The sequence below is a fragment of the bacterium genome, assembly GCA_018830565.1.
Lineage (GTDB): Bacteria > UBA9089 > JAHJRX01 > JAHJRX01 > JAHJRX01 > JAHJRX01.
Genome location: JAHJRX010000031.1, coordinates 1 through 19086 on the forward strand (window position 1 = coordinate 1; position 19086 = coordinate 19086).

A 19086-nucleotide genomic window follows, 5' to 3' on the forward strand; every position below is an offset into this window, starting at 1 on the left:
AATCTTGCCCACTCTTTTTTGCTCATTTCGAAAATGTCCTTTTCTTCCATTTCTCCCTCCTTTTTTGAGGGATATTTTACATCCTTAAACAGGACATTTTCATTTTGCCAGATTAGGACATTTTCATTTTGGTATTACAGGTATCTTCTTTAATAGGAGGAGGAGAGGCGAAAGGTTATTTTCTACCTATCTTAAAGAGTAGGAATATTAGGGAAAGAATAGTTAAAAGATATCAACTTATAAAATTTTTCAAATTAGACGACCAAGAAGGAGCTCTTAAAATAGGGGAAGCAATAGAGGTTTTAAAAGGAATTACTACCATTACTCAAGAAAAAGAAGGATCTATAGTGGTGAAAGTACAGTTAAAAAGTCCAAGATTAGCGGCCGATATTGCCAATGCTTATGTTTTTGAATTACAAAATTATATCAACAATAGCTCTCTTTCGGTAGAAAGAAATAACCGGCTCTTTATTAAGGGGCAATTAGACAGTGCTTTAGAGAGTTTAAAACGAGCAGAAAACTCTTTTAAAGCTTTCCAAGAAGAACATCAAGCTATCTCTTTAGATATTCAAGTAGAAGAGACTATTAAGAAAGCGGCGGAGTTAAAAGCTCAAGTTATGTTAATAGAGGTTCAACTTGGAGTAATGAAGAGTTATGTTTCGCCTACCCATCCTGAATTTGAAAAAAAAGAGTTAGAGATAAAGGAGATAAAGAAGCAATTAGCTAAGATAGAAGCAGGTCAAGGAAATCCTGACCCTAATAAAGACCTATCAAGATCTAGTTTATCCATTATTCCTCTTCAAGAGGTTCCTAAAGTGAGTTTAGAATTATTAAGATTAAAAAGAAGTCTTGTGATTCAAGAAATGATCTATAAATTCCTTTTGGAAGAGTATGAAAAAGCTAAAATTTCAGAAGCCAAAGAAGCAATAAAAATAGAAGTTTTAGATAAGGCTACTCCTTCTTTTAAAAAAATAAAACCTAAAATAATATTAAATGTCTTATTAGCCGGAACAACTTCTTTATTCATAGGTATCTTTTTAGCTTTCTTTTTAGAATATCTTGAAAGACAAGGAATTAATATTTATAAAGTATTTTATGGTAGTAAAAAGGAGAAGGATGAGATATCTAATGATAGTCTCAAGTAGGGGGGAGTGAAAAAAGAAGCAGCTTAAGAGTCAAATTCATATCATCATTATTTCCTATGTCCGGTTTTCGTTAATAACTACTATAAGAGGGTAACTGTTTATGCAATTACTAAAGATGCTTTAAAATGAGGATAAGCTTAATTCTTTTTTTAACATTGGTAATTTCTTTATGCCAAATTACTTCTAATGCCAGCCAACCATTCTTAAAGATAAATGAAATTCATCTCGATCTTCTTTGTCTTGATAAATATCTTCAAATTGAAAATAATGATGGAAAAGTCAACCAAGAAGGCCAAAACTATAATCTTATTTTTAATACCCAGATTAATCTCTATAAAAATTTAGTGATCTATCTTAATCCAGAACTAAAGGAGGCCGGAGATTTAAATCTTCTTCAAGGTTACTTAAATCTTAAGTTAAGTAACTCCCAGATTACTTTAGGTAAAAAATCTCTTTGGTGGGGACCAGGGAAACATGGTTCGATGTTACTTTCTAACAATATAGAACCTTTCTTGCTTCTTAAACTTTCTAACGATCAGCCGATAATTTTACCATGGGCAGGGAAACTTTTAGGAGATATTAATTATAGTTGGCTTTTGACACGTCTTGAAGAAGAGAGAGTTATTCCTTATCCCTACCTGACTGGATTAAGAATTAATTTTTCTCCTTCTTTATCATTTAATTTTAGCTTAAATAGGGTAATAATCTTTGGTGGACAGGGAAGAGAAAGCTATTCTTTTAGTGACTACTGGAAGATGATCTTAGCTAGTCATGAGAACGAGCCAGGTAAGCTAAATAACAACCAATTAGCTGGATTTGACTTTACTCTCCAAGCTTCAAATATTAAGTTTATTAAATCTTTTTGGCCACGAGGAGAAGATCTCATTATCTATGGAGATTTTGTAGGAGAAGATGAAGCTGGTTCTCTTCCTTGTAAATGGGGGAGGTTAGGTGGAATTTCGTTAACTGCGTTAAAAAGGAGAGTTAATTTAACCTTAGAATATGCTGACAATAGCCTTAAAAACAGCCGGACTTACTTTTATACTCATGGAATTTATCAAAGTGGCTATACTTATCAGCAGAGAATTATTGGTCACCATATGGGAGGGGATGCTGAGGATTTTTATTTAAATCTAAGCTATCAACTAAGGAGATGTCTTTTAGAATTAACCTATGATCTAGAAAATAAAGGTCTTTCTCTAAGTAATATAGAAAAAAAGAAACAGTACTTAGTTAAGATAGGTGGCTTAAAAAGAGGAAACTTGGCCTTTTCTGCCAAGTATGGCTATCAAAGGATTAAAGATAAAAATAATTTACCCTCCCCTGAAGAAACTAATCAATTAATCTACCTTGAAGTTAAGTTGGCCTTTTTCTAGTCTTCTTGATCTTTCTTTTCATCAAATAAAGCTTCTACGAAATCTTCTGCCTTAAACTCAATTAAATCTTCAAATTTTTCGCCAATTCCTAGATACTCAATAGGAATCATAAATTCGTGGCTAATAGTGACTAAGATGCCTCCTTTAGAAGTCCCATCTAATTTAGTCATAATAAGGCCATCTATACCTACTTCTTGATGGAATAAAGATATCTGCCTTAAAGCGTTTTGACCGGTATTAGCATCTAATATTAATAGGACCTTGCAAAGACCAATTTCCATCTTTTTCTGGCAAATATTCTTTATCTTTTTAAGTTCCTTCATTAAGTTGGCTTGGTTATGCATTCTTCCAGCCGTATCAATAATCACTACCTCTATGTTTCTAACTTTAGCAGCTGTTAAAGCGTCAAATACTACAGCGCCAGGATCAGCTCCATCTTGATGTTTTACCAAGTCTATCTCTAAATTATCGGCCCACTTCTTTAGCTGTTCGATAGCAGCAGCTCGAAAAGTATCAGCAGCCACTAAGAGTATTTTTTTACCTAAAATTTTATACCGATAAGCTATCTTGGCTATGGTGGTAGTCTTTCCTACTCCATTGACCCCTACGACTATTAGGACTAAAGGATATCTTTCTGGGTCTTCTTTTTTTTTACACTTCATCAATATCTTTAAAAGATTCTCCTTGACAGCTTTTAAAAATGACTCTTTATTGGGATAAAAATCATCTTTTAAAAGATTTATTAACTGAGAAGTAGTGCTTACTCCTACATCCGATAAGATTAATGATTCTTCTAATTCTTCTTCCTTGATTATTTCTTTATCTAATAACCTTTTAAAAATATTATGACGGGTTTTAGATAAAACCTTTTTTAGTCTTCCAAAGATATTCTTTTCTTCTTTCATCAATATTTCCATCAACCATTCTTAAATCTAATAAAAAAGGAGAAGAAACTAGTTCTTCTCCTTTTTTATTAGATTTAGTCCCCGCTAAGCCGTGTGGCTGACTTAATTGAACCCTATATAAAAGATACGGTTAATTCCTTTAAAGGTTTTACTGCTTCTATCTAACTAAAGTGATAGCTTGCAATCCACCTCTAAATAAGAATTTCCTTTTATTTAGTGTTGGCTCAATATATACTCACCCATCACCAACTTGGTAGGGACTCACTCTTTAATTTTAAAAATAACATATTAAACTAAATATGACAAGAAAAATATTCTGGCCCTAAATTAATTTAATCGAGCCTTTGTTTCTTCCTTTAATCTATCTATTAAATCTAACCAGCCTTCCATCAAAGGAGATAATTCGTATTCTAATAAATCACATAACATGACCATATCTTTATTTTCAAAAGCCATAATTACTTCTTTGAGAAGATCTTTTAAAGCTAAGATCTCTTCTTCCACGGTCTTTTCGTTAACCTTAATCTGACTATAATTTAAGTTAAAACATCTTCCTGAATTATGGGTTAAAGTAATTAAATCTTCTAAGATGGTGATATCGTCTTGAAAAGCTTCCATAGCTTTAAGATCGTTGCCTGTCTGGAGCTTGACGGCTACATCTATTAAGTCTTTAGTCAAGAGATTGAGTTTATCTTTAAAACTAGCTAATTCAGCCAATAAGTCTTTAGTAGCTACTCTTTTTGTTTCAAGTTCAAGTTTCTTGACTTCTTCTATAGGTTTTTTGGAGTCAAAGCCTTCCGCCGGAAGAATCACTTCATCGGTATTTATTTTAATCTTAGTAATGACCTCCGCGTTAACTTCTGCTGTCCACTTACCTATGACTAACAAAACATCACCCAATGTTTTTTCATCTTCTAATTCAAAATCTAAATTTCGTCCATTTAAGACTATCTCCATTTATTTACCTCATCTTGATCTTAGGTTATTAGATAAAAAAATATCCCTCTCTAAGGGACAATAACTAAATCTTTCTTCTTTGTCTATCATTAATTATCTTTTAAATAATTTACCTGGCACTAACCTCCGAGCATTTGTATTTGCCTGTTCATGGTGGCGTAAGCTTTGTCCATAGCGGCAAAGCTCTTCTTATATCTTTCTTCTGTAGTGGCTAAATTTCTCTCCATATTAGCTATCTGCTTATTTAAGTCTTTGATGAAGTTTTCCTCTAATTTAACTTTATTTTCTATGGTTCCTCCAAAGGTGGTCAAAGGTTTTAAATAATTAAATAAGCTCACCGCTACTCCTTTATCTTTTTTTAAATCGCCATCCGTATCTTTTCCAAATAAATTTTCTACTTCTTTGGGGTTATCCTTAATAGCTTCTTTTAATTTAGTTTCATTAATCTCTAATTTTACGGCTGTTCCTCGGGCATATTTAGCACTAGTAATACCTATTTCAGAAAGTTCATCAAATTTATCTTGGCCTAAACCTGACTGACGAGCAGTGGCATTATTAAATAAAGTAGTATAAAGACTAGAGAGCGATCCCTCTCCTACCAAAACTCCTCTTTCTGTTTTTTGCTCGCTACTCTTGCTGGTAGTATATAAGAATTCTGAGGTACTATTAAATTGATCTACAAATTCCTTGATCTTATTAAAGATTTCTCCTTCATCCTTAACTACGGAAATTTTGGTAAGTTCCGCGCTACTATATGGATTAACGGCAGATTCATCAATGTCTTTACTGATCTTTCTTAAATCATAAGAGACACCCCCAATGGTAAAGACATTAGTGTCTTTCTTGATTTCATCAGCACTGGAAGTAGAGTTAATAGTAAATAAAGCCCCTTGACCTGCTGTTCCTAATGAAGGCAACAAAAGAGTGTTGGCAGCAAATGTTCCCGTGAGATCGCTTACTTCAATATTATTAGCCCCCATCTCTTTTGAGGTAAGCATTATCTTGTCAAAAGACTCATCATAAATAGCCGTAACTCCAGCCTGGGATCGATTTATTTTCCCTATTAAGCCATTAAGGGTATCTGTATCGGCGTCCCAAGAAAGTGTTTCTCCGTTAATCTTAAAAGAACCAGTAGCATCTACGGCTACTTTATTATTAAAATTAGCTTTATAAAGCTTAGTTTCAGTATCCAGGCCACTTTCATTAGTGGCATAATTAGTGACTGTCGTAATATTGGCCTCAGTTAAAAAGCCATTACTTCCAGTCTGGCTTAAAGTTAAGCTTTGTCCATTGGTGCTTTCGATAATAAATTTATCCTCATCACTCTTATATCTCATATTAATAAAAGAATTAGCATTAGCCGCGTCTATAAATGCTTGAACACTACTATAAGTACTTAAATCAGCGGAAGTCCAGGTATTTGCTCCTACTCCAATAGAGACGGTGCCATCAGGGGTAGTATCAAAACCAGCTTCGGCAAAACTCTTAGTCAAATCTACTTTCTTGTCTAAGCCCGCCACTACTCCCTGGCTACTTATCTTAGAAGGGTTGGTATTTAATTCGCCGCTACTTTTGCTCATCGAGCTGGTAGCTAATCTTCTTATTCTTAGATCATAGGTTCCAGTTGCGACATCAGTTCCTGGCGTGACCTTGACTATACTTTCATCGGCTGAAGTAGCTTTTGATTTGGTCCAGAGCGTTTCTCCAAATATTTCTCCTATTAAGGGGTCGACCTTATCTTTTAAAGTCTTTAGTCGGGTATTGACATCTCGCCAGGCATCTTTTTTCTTTTCCATCTCTAACTTACGGTCTTCCCGTGCGAGAATAGGCCTTCTTTCGATAGCCATCAAGGCATCAACCATGCCTCTAACATCAAAACCTGAACCAATACCCATAAATGACTGGGGCATAAAATCCTCCTCTTTCTTAAGATACTTTATCGAAAAGTAAACCGTTTAACTTGTGTAAATCGGTAAGTAAATCCATTATCTCTTCACTGGGAACTTCTCTAATAACCTCTTTGGTCTCTTGGTCAATTACTTTGATGATGATTCTATCAGGGTCTTTATGGACAGTAAACTCTATCCCTCGATCGTAAGCGAGGGAAGTTTTATTAAGTAGCTCCACCGTTTCTGTTATATCTTCTGGTTCTTCTTTCTTTCTTTCTACTTCTTGTTCTTGAGAGGCTTCTTTTTTTATCTCTTCTCCTTTTGAAGCTACCTTTACTCTGGCTAGAGGATGAATAACTTCCATGTTTTCCATAATCTTCCCTCCTTTGTAGTTATCTTTACTAAAACAATGACTACTTACCCTTTCTATGTAAGATATCGACCAAATATAGAAAAAACTTTAATCCTTTTTAAATTATCTAATGATATCTATTATTCCTTTTCGTAAGGTATTAACTTTAGAAACTATCTCTATCGAGGAGGCTAAGAGAATCTTATTTTTTGTAAAATCCATCACTCCTTGCGCTATATCTTTATCCCGATACCAAGTTTCTGAAGCTACTTGTCGCTCCATAGAAACAGCAATGGGATTAAGACATGGCTCTAAGGTATGAATATTACTTCCTATCTTAGCTCGTCTTCTTGAAATCTCATTGATCGCCAGACTTATTTTTCCCAGAGCTTCTTCAGATTTTTCACGAGTGGTGATTGAAAGATCATTTAGACCTAACTCGTTAGTGCTTATGGATTCAATATTTAATTTTTTTGTCTCATCCTTATTAGCTCCTAAGTGAAAAGAGAGGCTATTTTCACTAGAAAATTCCTTTAAGACTCTCATCCCGTTATAATTGGTAGTACTAGCTATTTGGTTAATACCTTCTAATAAGGAACTTACTTCGGTCTGAATTAAGCCTCGATCGGTGCTGACTAAAGTATCAGTAGCACTGGTTACGGCTAAGACTCTTATTCTTTGAAGCATATTATGGATTTCAGTCATGCCTCCTTCGGCTACTTCTAACATCGACATACCATTATACGAATTTTCTAAGGCTTGCCTTAAGCCGTAATACTGAGTTCGGAACTTTTCTGAAACCGCTAATCTGGCGGCGTCATCACCGGCTTTATTAATCTGATAACCTGAAGCTAACTTATCAGCGGCATTTCCTAAGTTTCTAACATTATTACCTATGTATCTTGAAATAGAAAAAGAGATCCGGTCCAATCCAAAACCCATTACGCTCATGCTCCTTTTTTGTCTTTACTCTTCTTTAAGTCTGCCTTCCCAAAGAAGAGGTAGTAGTTTCATTTCCAGTAATATTTTTTACTTTAAAGTAGACTGCTTTCCTTCCCTCGGTAGAGGTTATTATTCTCTATGGTAATAAACTCAAGATCATTTTAGGACTTTGGTTAGCTTGAGCTAACATGGAGGTGCGGAGGTGCCCATTTGAATTAAGAAAACCTTACCTACATAGTTAAAAAAAAACATCAAAAAACTTATTAGTTAGACTTACTTAATAAATTTTTTGATGTTTTTTTGAAAGTTCATCTTAAGTTTCTCCCTAAGCTTAAGATTATCTTATTTTTTTAAAGAGCATCTTTTGATAAATCTTTTAACCTCATCCCTGACAGGGAAAAGGAAGGAGTACTTCCTTTTCCCTGAAGATTACCTGCTCTAAATTTTTTCTAAATTAGAGTAAGGACAAGACGCTTTGAGGTGCTTGGTTAGCTTGAGCTAACATCGAAGTACCGGCTTGCATTAAGATTTGGTTCTTGGTGAAATCCATCATCTCTTTAGCCACATCTAAGTCTCTAATTCGAGCTTCAGCACCAGCCATATTTTCTCTGGCGATGCCAGTAGCATTTAAAGTATGCTCTAACCTGTTCTGAACAGCACCTAAGTCAGAACGTCGGCCAGAAATAGTGTTAATAGCCGTAGATAGAGATGTAATAGCTGCTTCGGCCTTAGTTACAGTTGAGATAGAAAGAGCATCGATAGCTAGCTCACTAGTACTTACCTTCTTAATAGTGGTAGATAAGGTTTCGTCTTTATTAGCTCCGACATGGAAAGCATAGGTACTAGTGGCCCCTAAGACAGGCTTTTCGTTAAATTGGGTAGCACTAGCTAAGCGGTTAATTTCGGATTTTAGTTGGACGACTTCGGTGTTCATTAAGGCTCTATCGGCACTGGTGTAAGTAGCGTTAGAAGATTGGACCGCTAAGGTTCTAACTCTTTGAAGCATCGAATGAACTTCGTGCATTCCTGCTTCTGCCGTTTGAACTAAGGAAATAGCATCTAAGGAGTTGGCCCCACTTTGCTCTAAACCTTTAACTTGAGTTCTCATCTTTTCCGAGACAGCTAAACCAGCAGCATCATCGCCAGCTCGGTTTATGCGATAACCTGAAGAGAGTTTCTCCAAGTTCTTAGCCATTGCATTTTCAGTGTTACCCACATTACGATGGGCAGCATAAGCTGTAATATTTTGCATTATTCTCACGTCAATAACCCTCCCTGTTTTTATTTTTCCTTAAAGTCTTCCTTAACTTTAAGGTTTGCTTCTTACGAAGCCAAAACCTTCTTTTTTTTGCCTTTAAAAGCTCTCTTTAAATAAATACCTTAATGGCGCCTTCTTTAAAGATAAGTATTTAAAGAATTAATCTTAATCTTAACTTTTTATGTAGCTTATTAAAGCTAAGATTAATTTTCTTCTAAAAACATCTTCTTTTTTACCTCTAATCTTAATTAAAGATTAAAAAAGATTAAAAAACAAAAGGCTTATTAAAAAGGCTTATTAAATAAGATAAAGTTATCTTATTTAATAAGCCTTTTAAAACTCTGCCTGCTGATAAGAATAATAACACCTTAAGTCCCTCCCTTTACTTAAGATTAATTAATTTTACATTACCTATTTTATCTTTTCGACAGAAAGATAAAATTTATTAAAGACTAAATATAGTCATATTTAACAAATATAGGTATATTTTCTTTTAAAATCTTCCTTTTTTATTTAAAGATAACCTCTTATCTTTTTTTTTTAAGAAAAAGGGAAGCCGGAGCTTCCCTTTTTTAAGCTTTTTAGCCAAGTAACGAGAGCACGCTTTGTGGCATTTGATTGGCTTGAGCCAACATCGAAGTACCAGCTTGTAGTAAGATCTGGTTCTTGGTAAAGCCCATCATTTCTTGAGCCATATCTAAATCCCTAATTCTAGCTTCACTGGCGGCCATATTTTCGTGAGCTATGCCTATGGCATTTAAAGTATGGTCTAATCTATTCTGGGTGGCACCTAATTCAGATCTCTTAGTAGAGACTTTGTTTATAGCACTAGTTAAGGCGTGAATAGCATTTTCTGCCTTGGTAACTGTTGAAATAGAGAGACTTCCAATTCCTAATCTGGTAGTAGAAATCCCACTCATTTTAACTGTCAAGGCTTCATTTTTATTAGCTCCAATATGAAATCTGATTGAACCTAGCTCCTTACCTGTAGTGGCTGTTAAAACATTTAGTTCATTAAATTGGGTGGCGCTAGCTAATCGATCAATTTCAGAAACTAATTGATTGACTTCTTTTTGGACCAAATTTCTGTCAGTACTGGTATATGTTCCATTAGAGGTTTGAACGGCTAAGGTTCTCATTCTTTGAAGCATAGTATGGATTTCGTGCATTCCTGCTTCTGCCGTTTGGACTAAAGAAATGCCATCTAAGGCATTCTTCTTAGCTTGATCCAAACCATTAACTTGAGTTCTCATCTTCTCCGAGACAGCTAAACCAGCGGCATCGTCAGCAGCGCGGTTAATTCGATACCCTGAAGATAATTTCTCCAGGTTTTTACTCATCGCATTACCAGTGTTAGTGAAATTACGATGAGCAGTGTAAGCGGTAACATTTTGCATTATTCTCATATCAACATCCTCCCTGAAAAAAAATATTTTTTCTCTTTAAGTCCCCTCCCTACTTAAAGAGGGCTTCATTTTCCCTAATGAAGCTCTTTTAAGCTACTTTTGACCGCTACTTTTTTGGTGACCACTTTAAGATATTTAAATAATTATGATATCTTTAACTATTATGATCCTATGGTGGTCTCTAAATATTTAAACTTTTCATCTCAGAATATTCAAGTAAATTGGCCAATTTACTCTTTATATTCGTGGGTGTCCTTTAGAAAATTTATCAAAAGTTGGCCAAACAAATGATAAAAATCTAGCGGCAGCTAAATATTTAGTTTTTTAGTAAGCGTCTTTTAGTAGCCAGTAATAATCACCAATTAATAATCATCACTTAAATAATACTTAAATAATAATCATCTAATAATCATTACTTAAAATATTACTTAAAGATTGATGAGTAAAACTAGCTACTAAATTGGTAAACGTTCAGCTGTCAGGTATCAGCTGTCCGTTAAGAGAAGGGAGGAAAGGGAGGAAAAAGTATCTTACCAGCAAGGGAAAGAAAGTTCTTTCCCTTGCTTTTTTTTCAGCCTAATAAGGCTAAAACACTTTGAGGAACTTGATTGGCTTGAGCCAACATCGAAGTACCAGCTTGCATTAAAATTTGATTTTTGGTAAAGTCCATCATTTCTTTAGCCATATCTAAATCCCTAATGCGTGCTTCACTGGCGGCCATATTTTCGTGAGCAATGCCAAGGGCATTTAAAGTATAGTCTAATCTATTTTGGACTGCTCCTAAATTAGCTCTTTTGATGGAAATGGCATTAATAGCACTGGTAAGAGTAAAGATAGCACTTTCGGCATGAGTTATGGTAGAAATAGATAAATAAGTACTCCCGTTTTTTATGCCTATTTGAGAACTACCCATTACTCCAATATTAACTGCCATAACTTCATTCTTGTTAGCACCAATATGAAATTTAATGGAGGAAGTTAATTTTAGAATATTTAGTTCATTAAATTGAGTAGCCGAAGACAGCCGATCAATTTCATCAATTAGCTGTTTTACTTCAGTCTGAACTAAGTTTCTATCAGTACTGGTGTAAGTTCCATTAGCGGTTTGGACGGCTAAAGTTCTCATTCTTTGTAACATGGTATGCATTTCGTGCATGGCGGCTTCAGCGGTTTGAACTAAAGAAACACCATCTAAGGCATTTCTTCTAGCTTGATCCAAACCATTAACTTGAGTTCTCATCTTCTCCGAGACAGCTAAACCAGCGGCATCGTCAGCGGCTCGGTTAATGCGATATCCTGAAGATAATTTCTCTAAGTTTTTATCCATATTTTTATTAGTATTCCCAAAATGCCTGTGAGCTATGTAGGCGGTAATATTTTGCATGATTCTCATATCTGTGACCCTCCTTGATTAACTTTTTCCAGAATTTCCCTATTCTGGACTTAGTTTTTAAAGTTCTCATTAACTTTTGACTACTAACTGCCTTTAAGTATGATTACTAAATATACGAGGATGAATTATGTAGATGAATTATGTATATAATTAATAAAAAGGCTTTTAACTTAGAAGCATCTCTTTTTAAGAAGATAGTTGGCCTTCCTATTTTGCTTAAAAATAGATGTTCTTTATCGCTAGATCCTCTTAAATGGCCATTAAGAGAAATGCAGCTATAAATTTCTAAGTGGATTTAGCAGCCAATACTAGGAACTAAGGAGAGTCTTATGATTAGTACCCAGTATCAGCTTCTAAATCTTCTTTATTAGTAACTGTTCAGATATCATTTACCAAGGACTAAGGAGAGTCTCTTATAATTAGTACCCAGTATCAGCTTCTAAATCTTCTTTATTGGTAACTGTTCAGATATCATTTACCAAGGACTAAGGAGAGTCTCTTATTAACTAATGCCCAGTATCAGCTTCTAAATCTTCTTTATTGGTAACTGTTCAGATATCATTTACCAAGGACTAAGGAGAGTCTCTTATAATTAGTACCCAGTATCAGCTTCTAAATCTTCTTTATTGGTAACCGTTCAGATATCATTTACCAAGGACTAAGGAGAGTCTCTTATAATTAGTACCCAGTATCAGCTTCTAAATCTTCTTTATTAGTAACTGTTCAGATATCATTTACCAAGGACTAAGGAGAGTCTCTTATTAACTAATGCCCAGTATCAGCTTCTAAATCTTCTTTATTGGTAACCGTTCAGATATCATTCAGCTAATCAGTTGATTTTATTAACTTTAGCTGACTGCTGATTGCTGACGGCTGAACGGTTACGATAATTTGATAATTAGTTCTAAATATAATTTTTTAATTAAGCCTTAATTAAATCTTTAGCCACCTAAAAGCTGAAGAACCATTTGAGGTTGAGAATTAGATTGAGCTAACATGGCGGTTCCTGCTTGAGCTAAGATTTGATTCTTGGTAAAGTCAGACATTTCGCTAGCCATGTCTAAGTCTCTAATTCGAGCCTCACTGGCCGACATATTTTCAAAAGCAACTCCCAAGCCATTAATAATATGGTCTAACCTATTTTCATAAGCACCAAAATTAGCTCGTTGAATAGAGATTAAATTAACCGCACTTTGAAAAATATTAATGGCACTTTCTGCTTTATTCCAAGTAGAAATACTTTGGCCATAAACACCTAGTCCACTGGCGGTAAATTTTTTAATGGTAATTAGAATAATCTCGTCCTTGTTAGCGCCAATATGAATTCTAAGGGGTGCTCCTGGTTTACCATCGACAGTAGCATTAGGGTCCCAATGACCTTTGAACAACTGCTTAGTGTTAAACTGAACCGCACTAGCCATTCTATCTATTTCTTCTAAGAGCTGATTAACTTCTACTTGAGCTTGAGATCGATCAGTGGAAGTGTAAGTTTGGTTAGCGCTTTGAACGGCTAAAAGTCGCATTCGTTGAACCATAGCTTGAATTTCAGTTAAAGCACCTTCTGCGGTCTGAATAAGAGAAATTCCATCTCGAGTATTCTTGATGGCTTGGTCTAATCCTTTAATCTGAGTTCTAAATTTTTCAGAAATGGCTAAACCAGCAGCATCGTCCGAAGCTCGATTAATACGATAACCTGAAGAAAGTTTTTCTAAGTTCTTTAAGAGTAGTTTATTACTGTTATCTAAATTTCGACTAGCAATTAAAGAACTAACGTTATGCATTATTCTCATGACTATTTATCCTCCTTGATTTTGTTCTTAAATCCTCCCTGATCTAAGAGATTTTTTAGTGAGGTTTACTCCTCATATTTTTTGGGTTTGGTAAACGTTCAATGGTCAGGTGTCAGCGGTTAGTTAAGACAAAACTTAAAGACTAAAAGCTAATCCAATACCTAAATATTTACCAGATCTTACCTTATCTAATTTAATCTAAACTTAATTAATCTTAAGCTTAGATAATCTTTTGCTTTTTACTTCTTGTTTTTTTCACCTCCTGTTTATGGTCAATAAAAAAGGCTTATTGCACAAGGATGATGCTTGGCAATAAGCCTTTGATTTCTCTTCTTTGTCCTTCGTGGACAATTTTACATCCCTGTGTTTAGCCCCCCCTTTTTTTTTAAAAAACTTATACTTAAATATTTTTCTTAGTTATTATATCGGCAGAAACTTTAAAAATATTTAGGGATAAATTTACTAATTTTTAAACTAATACAAAGTTTTATAGCTAAATATCGCTAATAAATAGTTACTTTAGTCTATTTTTCTCTTATTTTCTATTTTTTTCTTCAATAATAAATCTAATTTACTTACTTCAGCTGTTTTAGTGCCAGCAGCTCTAATATTTTCTTTTTGGACTTCTTCGTAAACTTCTTTTCTGTGCACAGCCACATGCCGAGGCGCCTTAATTCCTAATTTAATTTGATCACCGTGAATATCAACCACAACTATCTCTACGTTATCCCCAATCATAATACTTTGATCTCTTTTTCTAGCTAAGACAAGCATGTTTAAACCATCTTCTCCTTATTTTTGATTAACGGCTTTTTCTTTTTGCAAAAGACTATGTTGAAGTTCATCAAGAATTTTATGCCTTACGGTGTATTGAGGATTAAGAGAGAGCATCTGTTTAGCTAAGTAATTTTTAGGATTAATAACAATAGGGGCCTGAAGATTAGCGCTCATTTGCGAAGGATCTTCCGGGACTACGACAATAACCAAACAAGTAACTTCTTGAGGGTCATCGAGGCCAATAGATTTTAAATCTTGCAGGCTAACTTCTAATTTATAGTTAAAATAAAAGGCCTCTGGAGGGATGACAATAAAGGCTAAATTAGGATCAGAAATAGATTGGAGCCACTTAAAAGCACTCTCGGTGTCAGCGTCTAAAATGACATACTTTTTATGAAATTCAAAGCCAATGATACTTTCTTTAAACTCAATAACTACTGGGTTTTCAATTTCTATTTCTCCAAAAGGCTTACTCTTTATCTTTAAACCCACTTAAACCTCCTAAAATACCTTTTCTTAAATAACCTTAAAACAATCTTTATAGACTTGTCAAGTAAAAATCTATACCTATTGAAAATTGGTTTGATCTATGTCAAATTTTCATTAATAAGTGCTATATTATTTATTTATTCAAATATTCAAAATTATTCAAATTATTCAAAATGAGAATTGATAGCTCATCTCAAATAATCTAATAAACTTGGTTGAATTAATCTTGCTCCTGAAGCTAAAGCAGACTGTTGAGCTGTTTCTTGAATTTTTAATTCCATAATTGTTTTGGCTAAATCTACTCCTTCGGCCTTACTTTCTAAATCCTTAGCATAGATTAAAGTGTCTTCATTGTAGGCCATAGCCATCTCCAGACGATTACCTTTAGCTCCTTGTTGAGCCCGCCAAGCTAAAAAATTATTTAAGGTAGCATCTAAGTTTTCTAAGTCAGTGGAAGAGAGTCTTGCTCCATCGCCGCGATATAAATCATCTCTAATGTTAATGATTGCTTGAAATAAGTCAATTCTCTCTGTAGTAGCATTAGAATGAATATTATTGGGAGGAGATTTAGCGCTATCAGTGAGCTGTAAGGTATTTGATAACAAAGTACCGCCATTAACATCTTCCATCCATATTTCAGCTGGTTGATCACTGAGTAAAGAAAGACGATAGTTAGGGCCATCTTGAATGACGCTGGCGGTTATTCCTGTTTTAGCATTATTGATCTTATCTCGAATATCATTTAAAGAAGAGGTATTTTCGTAAAATATTTCTTTTCCATTAATTCTCATCACCCCAGGACCTACCCCTAAAACAGCTGCCGGATTAGCGACTGAAGAACCCATGGTGATTCGATGGGTAGTAGCGGCAAAGATATCGTCACCGGCTACATTAATTTGAACCTTAGCTTGGACGCCAATCTCCCGATAAATGGCTTCTTTATTTCCCTGGTAGTTTACTTGAGTGATATTTTCTTGATTTATTCCTGTTCGGATTGCTCCATTGATATGAGTTAAGTTGGAATTTTGACCAGTATCTTTACCTTGGTAAGAGACAAAAGAAGGAGTTTGAGTTAAGGTTCCTGAAAATATATACCGTCCAGAAAAATTAGTGTTAGATAACCTAACGGCTTCTTCTAAGATTTGATTGATCTCTAAGGCAATGTCATCTCGATCATTTTGAGCTAAAACATCACTTGCTCCTTGAACAGTGAGGGATTTAAGACGGTGAAACATATTTCCCATATCATCTAAGACTCGATCGGTGGTATTTACCCAAATCTCTCCATCATCAATGTTTCGTTCATATTGGTCGCTTTGAGAGATTAAACTCTTCATCCGCATCGATTCTAAAGTAGCAATAGGGTCATCGGAAGAGACCCTGACTCTTTTACCAGACGATAACTGATAATGTAATTTTTCCATCGTCTGTAAGTTTCTGGTTAAATTAGCCATGACCGTATCAGATAAAGTACGATTGGAAACTCTAAGCATAACTTACTCCTTAATTTATTTCTAAATTATTCTCTCAGGTATCATTTTACTAAGCCAATTACTATTTGGATCAAGCTATCCATAGTGGAGATTATTTTGGCTGAGGCGGCATAACCTTGTTGGTATTTAACTAAATTTATCATTTCTTCATCTAAGGAGACGCCAGAAACAGAATCTTTTAAATGTTTGATGTTTTCAACAAATAATTTCTGATTTTCAACCATATTCTTAACTTCTGCACTCTCTACCCCGGCCTTAGAAATGATAGATTGAAAAAAGTCCAAAAAGGTAACTTTACCACTATCTAAGAAATAACCTTTAGAAAGTTCAGTCATCTGAAAAGCATTTTCATTATTGCCAACTCCCTTACTCACCTCAGCTACTCCATCTAAAGGAGAAGAATTGTCTATTCCTTTAGCCGCCGCAATATTATTTAGATTATTCTTGATATCTGAGGAAATATCAATAAGTGAAGCTGCCCCTTGATAAGGAACGCGGGTAAATTCTCCAGTTACATTAGTTAAGGGAGGATACCCGGTACCCGTAACATCTACTAATCCTAATTTTTTAAGAAGGTTAGCGGGGCCCATATCCCGGACCTCTCCAATCTTATAATCTTTATTGGCCGTAGCTGTTAAAGTAAGTCTATGGTTAGGACTAATAGAAGCCACTACGCCGGTATTAGTTTCGTTAATTCGATTGACAATACCTTTGATGCTATCTTTGGTCGCATCAAAAGTAATCAGCTTTCCATTAATCACGAAAGAGCCGCTGGTGATTGGCTCAGTAGTGTAAGGAGCGCTAAAATAAGGATTTTTGGTAGCATCATTTAAAGGCTGATCTAAACTATGGATATAGCCACTGGCGTTACCAGTGATCTTAAAGATTTCTTCTCCTTCCTTAAGGCGGAAAGGTTCAAAAAAATTAATATTGGTAGAACTATCTAATCCAAAACCAGCCCGATGAACCTCATTAAACTTGTCAATTAAAGTAATAGCTAATTCATCAAGTGCGGCCATATGTTGGGGAATAATTTCATCCCTAGTCTCTAAAAGACCCTTTATTCCTCCACTGAAAATAATGGCTTTTTCTTGAGTATTTTTCCAAATTACATCGACCAAGCCATCTCTTTCTGGATCAGGCTTAGTATCTAACAAGAAGTAGTCAGATCCTTGAGTAAGAACTAATCCGCCTAAACTTATCTTAAAGTCATCAGGATCTGTTTTAGCTACCCTAATGTCAGCTATTTCGCATAGTTTGGTAATCAACTTATCCCTTTTATCCAACAAGTCATTTGGGCTTTCTTCTTTAGCCTCAGCCGCCTCGATGTTATTAGTTAGTCCGGCTATTTGGGTAGATAATAAGTTTACCTTTTTTACTCTGTCTTTTATTTCGTTATTAATGCCGTTTTGTAAATCTTGGAGTTGGCCATAAGTAGTTCTAATTAAATTAGTCAAAGCTTCAGCTTTTTCCCTTACCACTGATCTGGAGGCGCTAAATTCAGGTTGATTAGCTAAGTCTTGCAAGGAAGCTTGAAACTGGTCGAATAAACTTCGAATATTAACTGTAGAAGGTTCGTTAAAAGCTAACTCTATTTGATAAAGATTATCTTCTTTGGATTCCCAATAACCTAATTTTTGACCTTCACGATTCAGTCGATCATTGATAAATTCATCAGAAGCTCTCTTAATAGTGGAGACATGAACACCTGTTCCAATCTGAGCTGGAACGATGGGAGACTGCATGGAAGGAAAGAAGAGAGGATCAGTAACGGTTAAGTGGATCTCTTGTCGAGAATAGTCTTGGTTGTTGGCATTAGCAATATTATGCCCCGTGACATTTAAAGCTAACTGGTGAGCAGATAAGCTTCTGGAGCCAATTTCTAAACCCATGAATAATGAAGTCATAAAGCCACCTTTTTGTCTTTTGACGGGTATTAAATTATTTGATTAAAGAGTAAAGGTTTTGGTAAACTTTTACTTCCATAGGTATTTTTATCTCCAAAGGAGCTAATGTATCTAAAAAGTTCTCCTAAAAAAGATAACGACCTCATCACCAATTCTTTATTTCTTTGATTTATCTTTTGAAGCTCAAAAGCAACTAATCTTAATCTTTCTTTTTCTTTAAAGCTTTCTATCTCTTTTTCTTCAATGATTTGGCTAATGAGTTTCTTTTCTTGATTAATAATTGGGAAAAGATCGTCAATTTCTTCAGATATTAAATTTTTATTCTTTTGTTGGGAAAGATGGATCAACTCCTTAAAATAGTCTATTTTTCTTAAAACTTTTTTTTGCTTCACGATCATCTACCTCTTTTCTTTAAATATCGGCAGAGGATAGTGAAAACTTAAGGTAGCAATCTACTTGTTTCTCTTTTTGTTGTCAGGTGGCTTAATACTTTCTTTTAAGTCGACAGTCAACTTTTCTTTACAGATATTGCAGACTTTTCCAGCGTGAATAGGCCGAGCGCATATTTCACATTCATAAACAATCATTGCTTCATTAGACTTAATTTGACCTTTCTTGATTAAGTCTATGACTAATTTTTCTGAAACACCGGTGGCTTCTACTACTTGAGAAACGGTGGAGTGAGGATGTTCCTCTATAAACTTCTTGACCATCTCAAATTCTTTTCTCTCTTTTTCTATACAGAGAAAACATACTGGTCGACCAATGCTGACAAATAAGCTTCCACATTTAGTGCAATTCATTAAGTTCATAACTAACTCCTTGCTAAGGTTAATAAGACCTTTGTTTCGCCATTAAAAAAAGTACAATTCATTAAGTTCATAACTAACTCCTTGCTAAGTTTAATAAGACCTTTGTTTCGCCATTAAAAAAAGTGCAATTCATTAAGTTCATAACTAACTCCTTGCTAAGTTTAATAAGACCTTTGTTTCGCCATTAAAAAAAGT

General features: G+C 34.7%; 17 protein-coding genes and 1 other RNA gene. 2 read left to right on the top strand and 16 right to left on the bottom strand.

Translation table 11 applies throughout. From position 1 onward, the window contains the following. Positions 1-128: 128 nt before the first annotated feature. Positions 129-1145, top strand: coding sequence for a hypothetical protein (locus KJ849_02310; protein MBU2599394.1), 1017 nt, complete (start codon positions 129-131; stop codon positions 1143-1145). Between the two features lie 125 nt (positions 1146-1270). Next, positions 1271-2521: a capsule assembly Wzi family protein gene (locus KJ849_02315; protein ID MBU2599395.1), complete on the top strand. Its 1251-nt coding sequence runs from the start codon at positions 1271-1273 to the stop codon at positions 2519-2521. Here KJ849_02315 and ftsY read toward each other — a convergent pair. The 16 genes from ftsY to KJ849_02395 form a co-directional block, all read right to left on the bottom strand. Beyond that, positions 2518-3426 carry a signal recognition particle-docking protein FtsY gene (gene ftsY / locus KJ849_02320; protein ID MBU2599396.1) on the bottom strand — a complete coding sequence of 303 codons (909 nt, stop codon included), beginning with the start codon at positions 3424-3426 and terminating at the stop codon, positions 2518-2520. The two genes, KJ849_02315 and ftsY, sit on opposite strands and share 4 nt — an antisense overlap. A 74-nt stretch (positions 3427-3500) precedes the next feature. Then, a non-coding RNA gene (gene ssrS, locus KJ849_02325) (6S RNA) lies at positions 3501-3689 on the bottom strand. A 64-nt stretch (positions 3690-3753) separates the two neighbouring features. Beyond that, entirely contained in the window at positions 3754-4383 is a 630-nt protein-coding gene (locus KJ849_02330) for a hypothetical protein (protein MBU2599397.1), read from the bottom strand. A gap of 119 nt (positions 4384-4502) precedes the next feature. Further along, positions 4503-6293: a flagellar filament capping protein FliD gene (gene fliD / locus KJ849_02335; protein ID MBU2599398.1), complete on the bottom strand. Its 1791-nt coding sequence runs from the start codon at positions 6291-6293 to the stop codon at positions 4503-4505. Between the two features lie 16 nt (positions 6294-6309). Next, the gene (locus KJ849_02340; protein ID MBU2599399.1) at positions 6310-6645 is read right to left on the bottom strand and encodes a flagellar protein FlaG; all 336 of its coding nucleotides are present in this window, start codon (positions 6643-6645) and stop codon (positions 6310-6312) included. A 102-nt stretch (positions 6646-6747) separates the two neighbouring features. After that, positions 6748-7566: a flagellin gene (locus KJ849_02345; protein ID MBU2599400.1), complete on the bottom strand. Its 819-nt coding sequence runs from the start codon at positions 7564-7566 to the stop codon at positions 6748-6750. 454 nt (positions 7567-8020) lie between these two features. Beyond that, positions 8021-8818 carry a flagellin gene (locus tag KJ849_02350; protein ID MBU2599401.1) on the bottom strand — a complete coding sequence of 266 codons (798 nt, stop codon included), beginning with the start codon at positions 8816-8818 and terminating at the stop codon, positions 8021-8023. A gap of 587 nt (positions 8819-9405) precedes the next feature. Further along, entirely contained in the window at positions 9406-10230 is an 825-nt protein-coding gene (locus KJ849_02355) for a flagellin (GenBank protein ID MBU2599402.1), read from the bottom strand. Positions 10231-10801: 571 nt separating this feature from the next. Further along, positions 10802-11623 carry a flagellin gene (locus tag KJ849_02360; protein ID MBU2599403.1) on the bottom strand — a complete coding sequence of 274 codons (822 nt, stop codon included), beginning with the start codon at positions 11621-11623 and terminating at the stop codon, positions 10802-10804. A 941-nt stretch (positions 11624-12564) separates the two neighbouring features. Beyond that, positions 12565-13413, bottom strand: coding sequence for a flagellin (locus KJ849_02365; protein ID MBU2599404.1), 849 nt, complete (start codon positions 13411-13413; stop codon positions 12565-12567). Positions 13414-13932: 519 nt separating this feature from the next. After that, entirely contained in the window at positions 13933-14187 is a 255-nt protein-coding gene (gene csrA / locus KJ849_02370) for a carbon storage regulator CsrA (GenBank protein MBU2599405.1), read from the bottom strand. An 18-nt stretch (positions 14188-14205) separates the two neighbouring features. Next, positions 14206-14682, bottom strand: coding sequence for a flagellar assembly protein FliW (locus tag KJ849_02375; GenBank protein MBU2599406.1), 477 nt, complete (start codon positions 14680-14682; stop codon positions 14206-14208). Between the two features lie 185 nt (positions 14683-14867). Further along, positions 14868-16172 (bottom strand): flagellar hook-associated protein FlgL, encoded by a 1305-nt coding sequence (flgL, locus tag KJ849_02380; GenBank protein ID MBU2599407.1) that lies wholly within the window; start codon positions 16170-16172, stop codon positions 14868-14870. Positions 16173-16213: 41 nt separating this feature from the next. After that, a complete protein-coding gene (gene flgK / locus KJ849_02385) occupies positions 16214-18079 on the bottom strand; it encodes a flagellar hook-associated protein FlgK (GenBank protein MBU2599408.1) in 1866 nt (621 codons plus the stop codon). Positions 18080-18108: 29 nt separating this feature from the next. Further along, on the bottom strand, positions 18109-18471 hold the full coding sequence (locus KJ849_02390) for a flagellar protein FlgN (GenBank protein MBU2599409.1): 363 nt from the start codon (positions 18469-18471) through the stop codon (positions 18109-18111). Between the two features lie 60 nt (positions 18472-18531). After that, complete coding sequence (locus KJ849_02395; protein MBU2599410.1) at positions 18532-18891, bottom strand: flagellar protein; 360 nt, start codon at positions 18889-18891, stop codon at positions 18532-18534. Between the last annotated feature and the right edge of the window lie 195 nt (positions 18892-19086).

Coding starts and splice junctions, on each gene's coding strand:
- KJ849_02315 (MBU2599395.1), top strand. CDS start 1,271: ATGAGGATAAGCTTAATTCTTTTTTTAACATTGGTAATTTCTTTATGC.
- ftsY (MBU2599396.1), bottom strand. CDS start 3,426: ATGAAAGAAGAAAAGAATATCTTTGGAAGACTAAAAAAGGTTTTATCT.
- KJ849_02330 (MBU2599397.1), bottom strand. CDS start 4,383: ATGGAGATAGTCTTAAATGGACGAAATTTAGATTTTGAATTAGAAGAT.
- fliD (MBU2599398.1), bottom strand. CDS start 6,293: ATGCCCCAGTCATTTATGGGTATTGGTTCAGGTTTTGATGTTAGAGGC.
- KJ849_02340 (MBU2599399.1), bottom strand. CDS start 6,645: ATGGAAAACATGGAAGTTATTCATCCTCTAGCCAGAGTAAAGGTAGCT.
- KJ849_02345 (MBU2599400.1), bottom strand. CDS start 7,566: ATGGGTTTTGGATTGGACCGGATCTCTTTTTCTATTTCAAGATACATA.
- KJ849_02350 (MBU2599401.1), bottom strand. CDS start 8,818: ATGCAAAATATTACAGCTTATGCTGCCCATCGTAATGTGGGTAACACT.
- KJ849_02355 (MBU2599402.1), bottom strand. CDS start 10,230: ATGAGAATAATGCAAAATGTTACCGCTTACACTGCTCATCGTAATTTC.
- KJ849_02360 (MBU2599403.1), bottom strand. CDS start 11,623: ATGAGAATCATGCAAAATATTACCGCCTACATAGCTCACAGGCATTTT.
- KJ849_02365 (MBU2599404.1), bottom strand. CDS start 13,413: ATGAGAATAATGCATAACGTTAGTTCTTTAATTGCTAGTCGAAATTTA.
- csrA (MBU2599405.1), bottom strand. CDS start 14,187: ATGCTTGTCTTAGCTAGAAAAAGAGATCAAAGTATTATGATTGGGGAT.
- flgL (MBU2599407.1), bottom strand. CDS start 16,172: ATGCTTAGAGTTTCCAATCGTACTTTATCTGATACGGTCATGGCTAAT.
- flgK (MBU2599408.1), bottom strand. CDS start 18,079: ATGACTTCATTATTCATGGGTTTAGAAATTGGCTCCAGAAGCTTATCT.
- KJ849_02395 (MBU2599410.1), bottom strand. CDS start 18,891: ATGAACTTAATGAATTGCACTAAATGTGGAAGCTTATTTGTCAGCATT.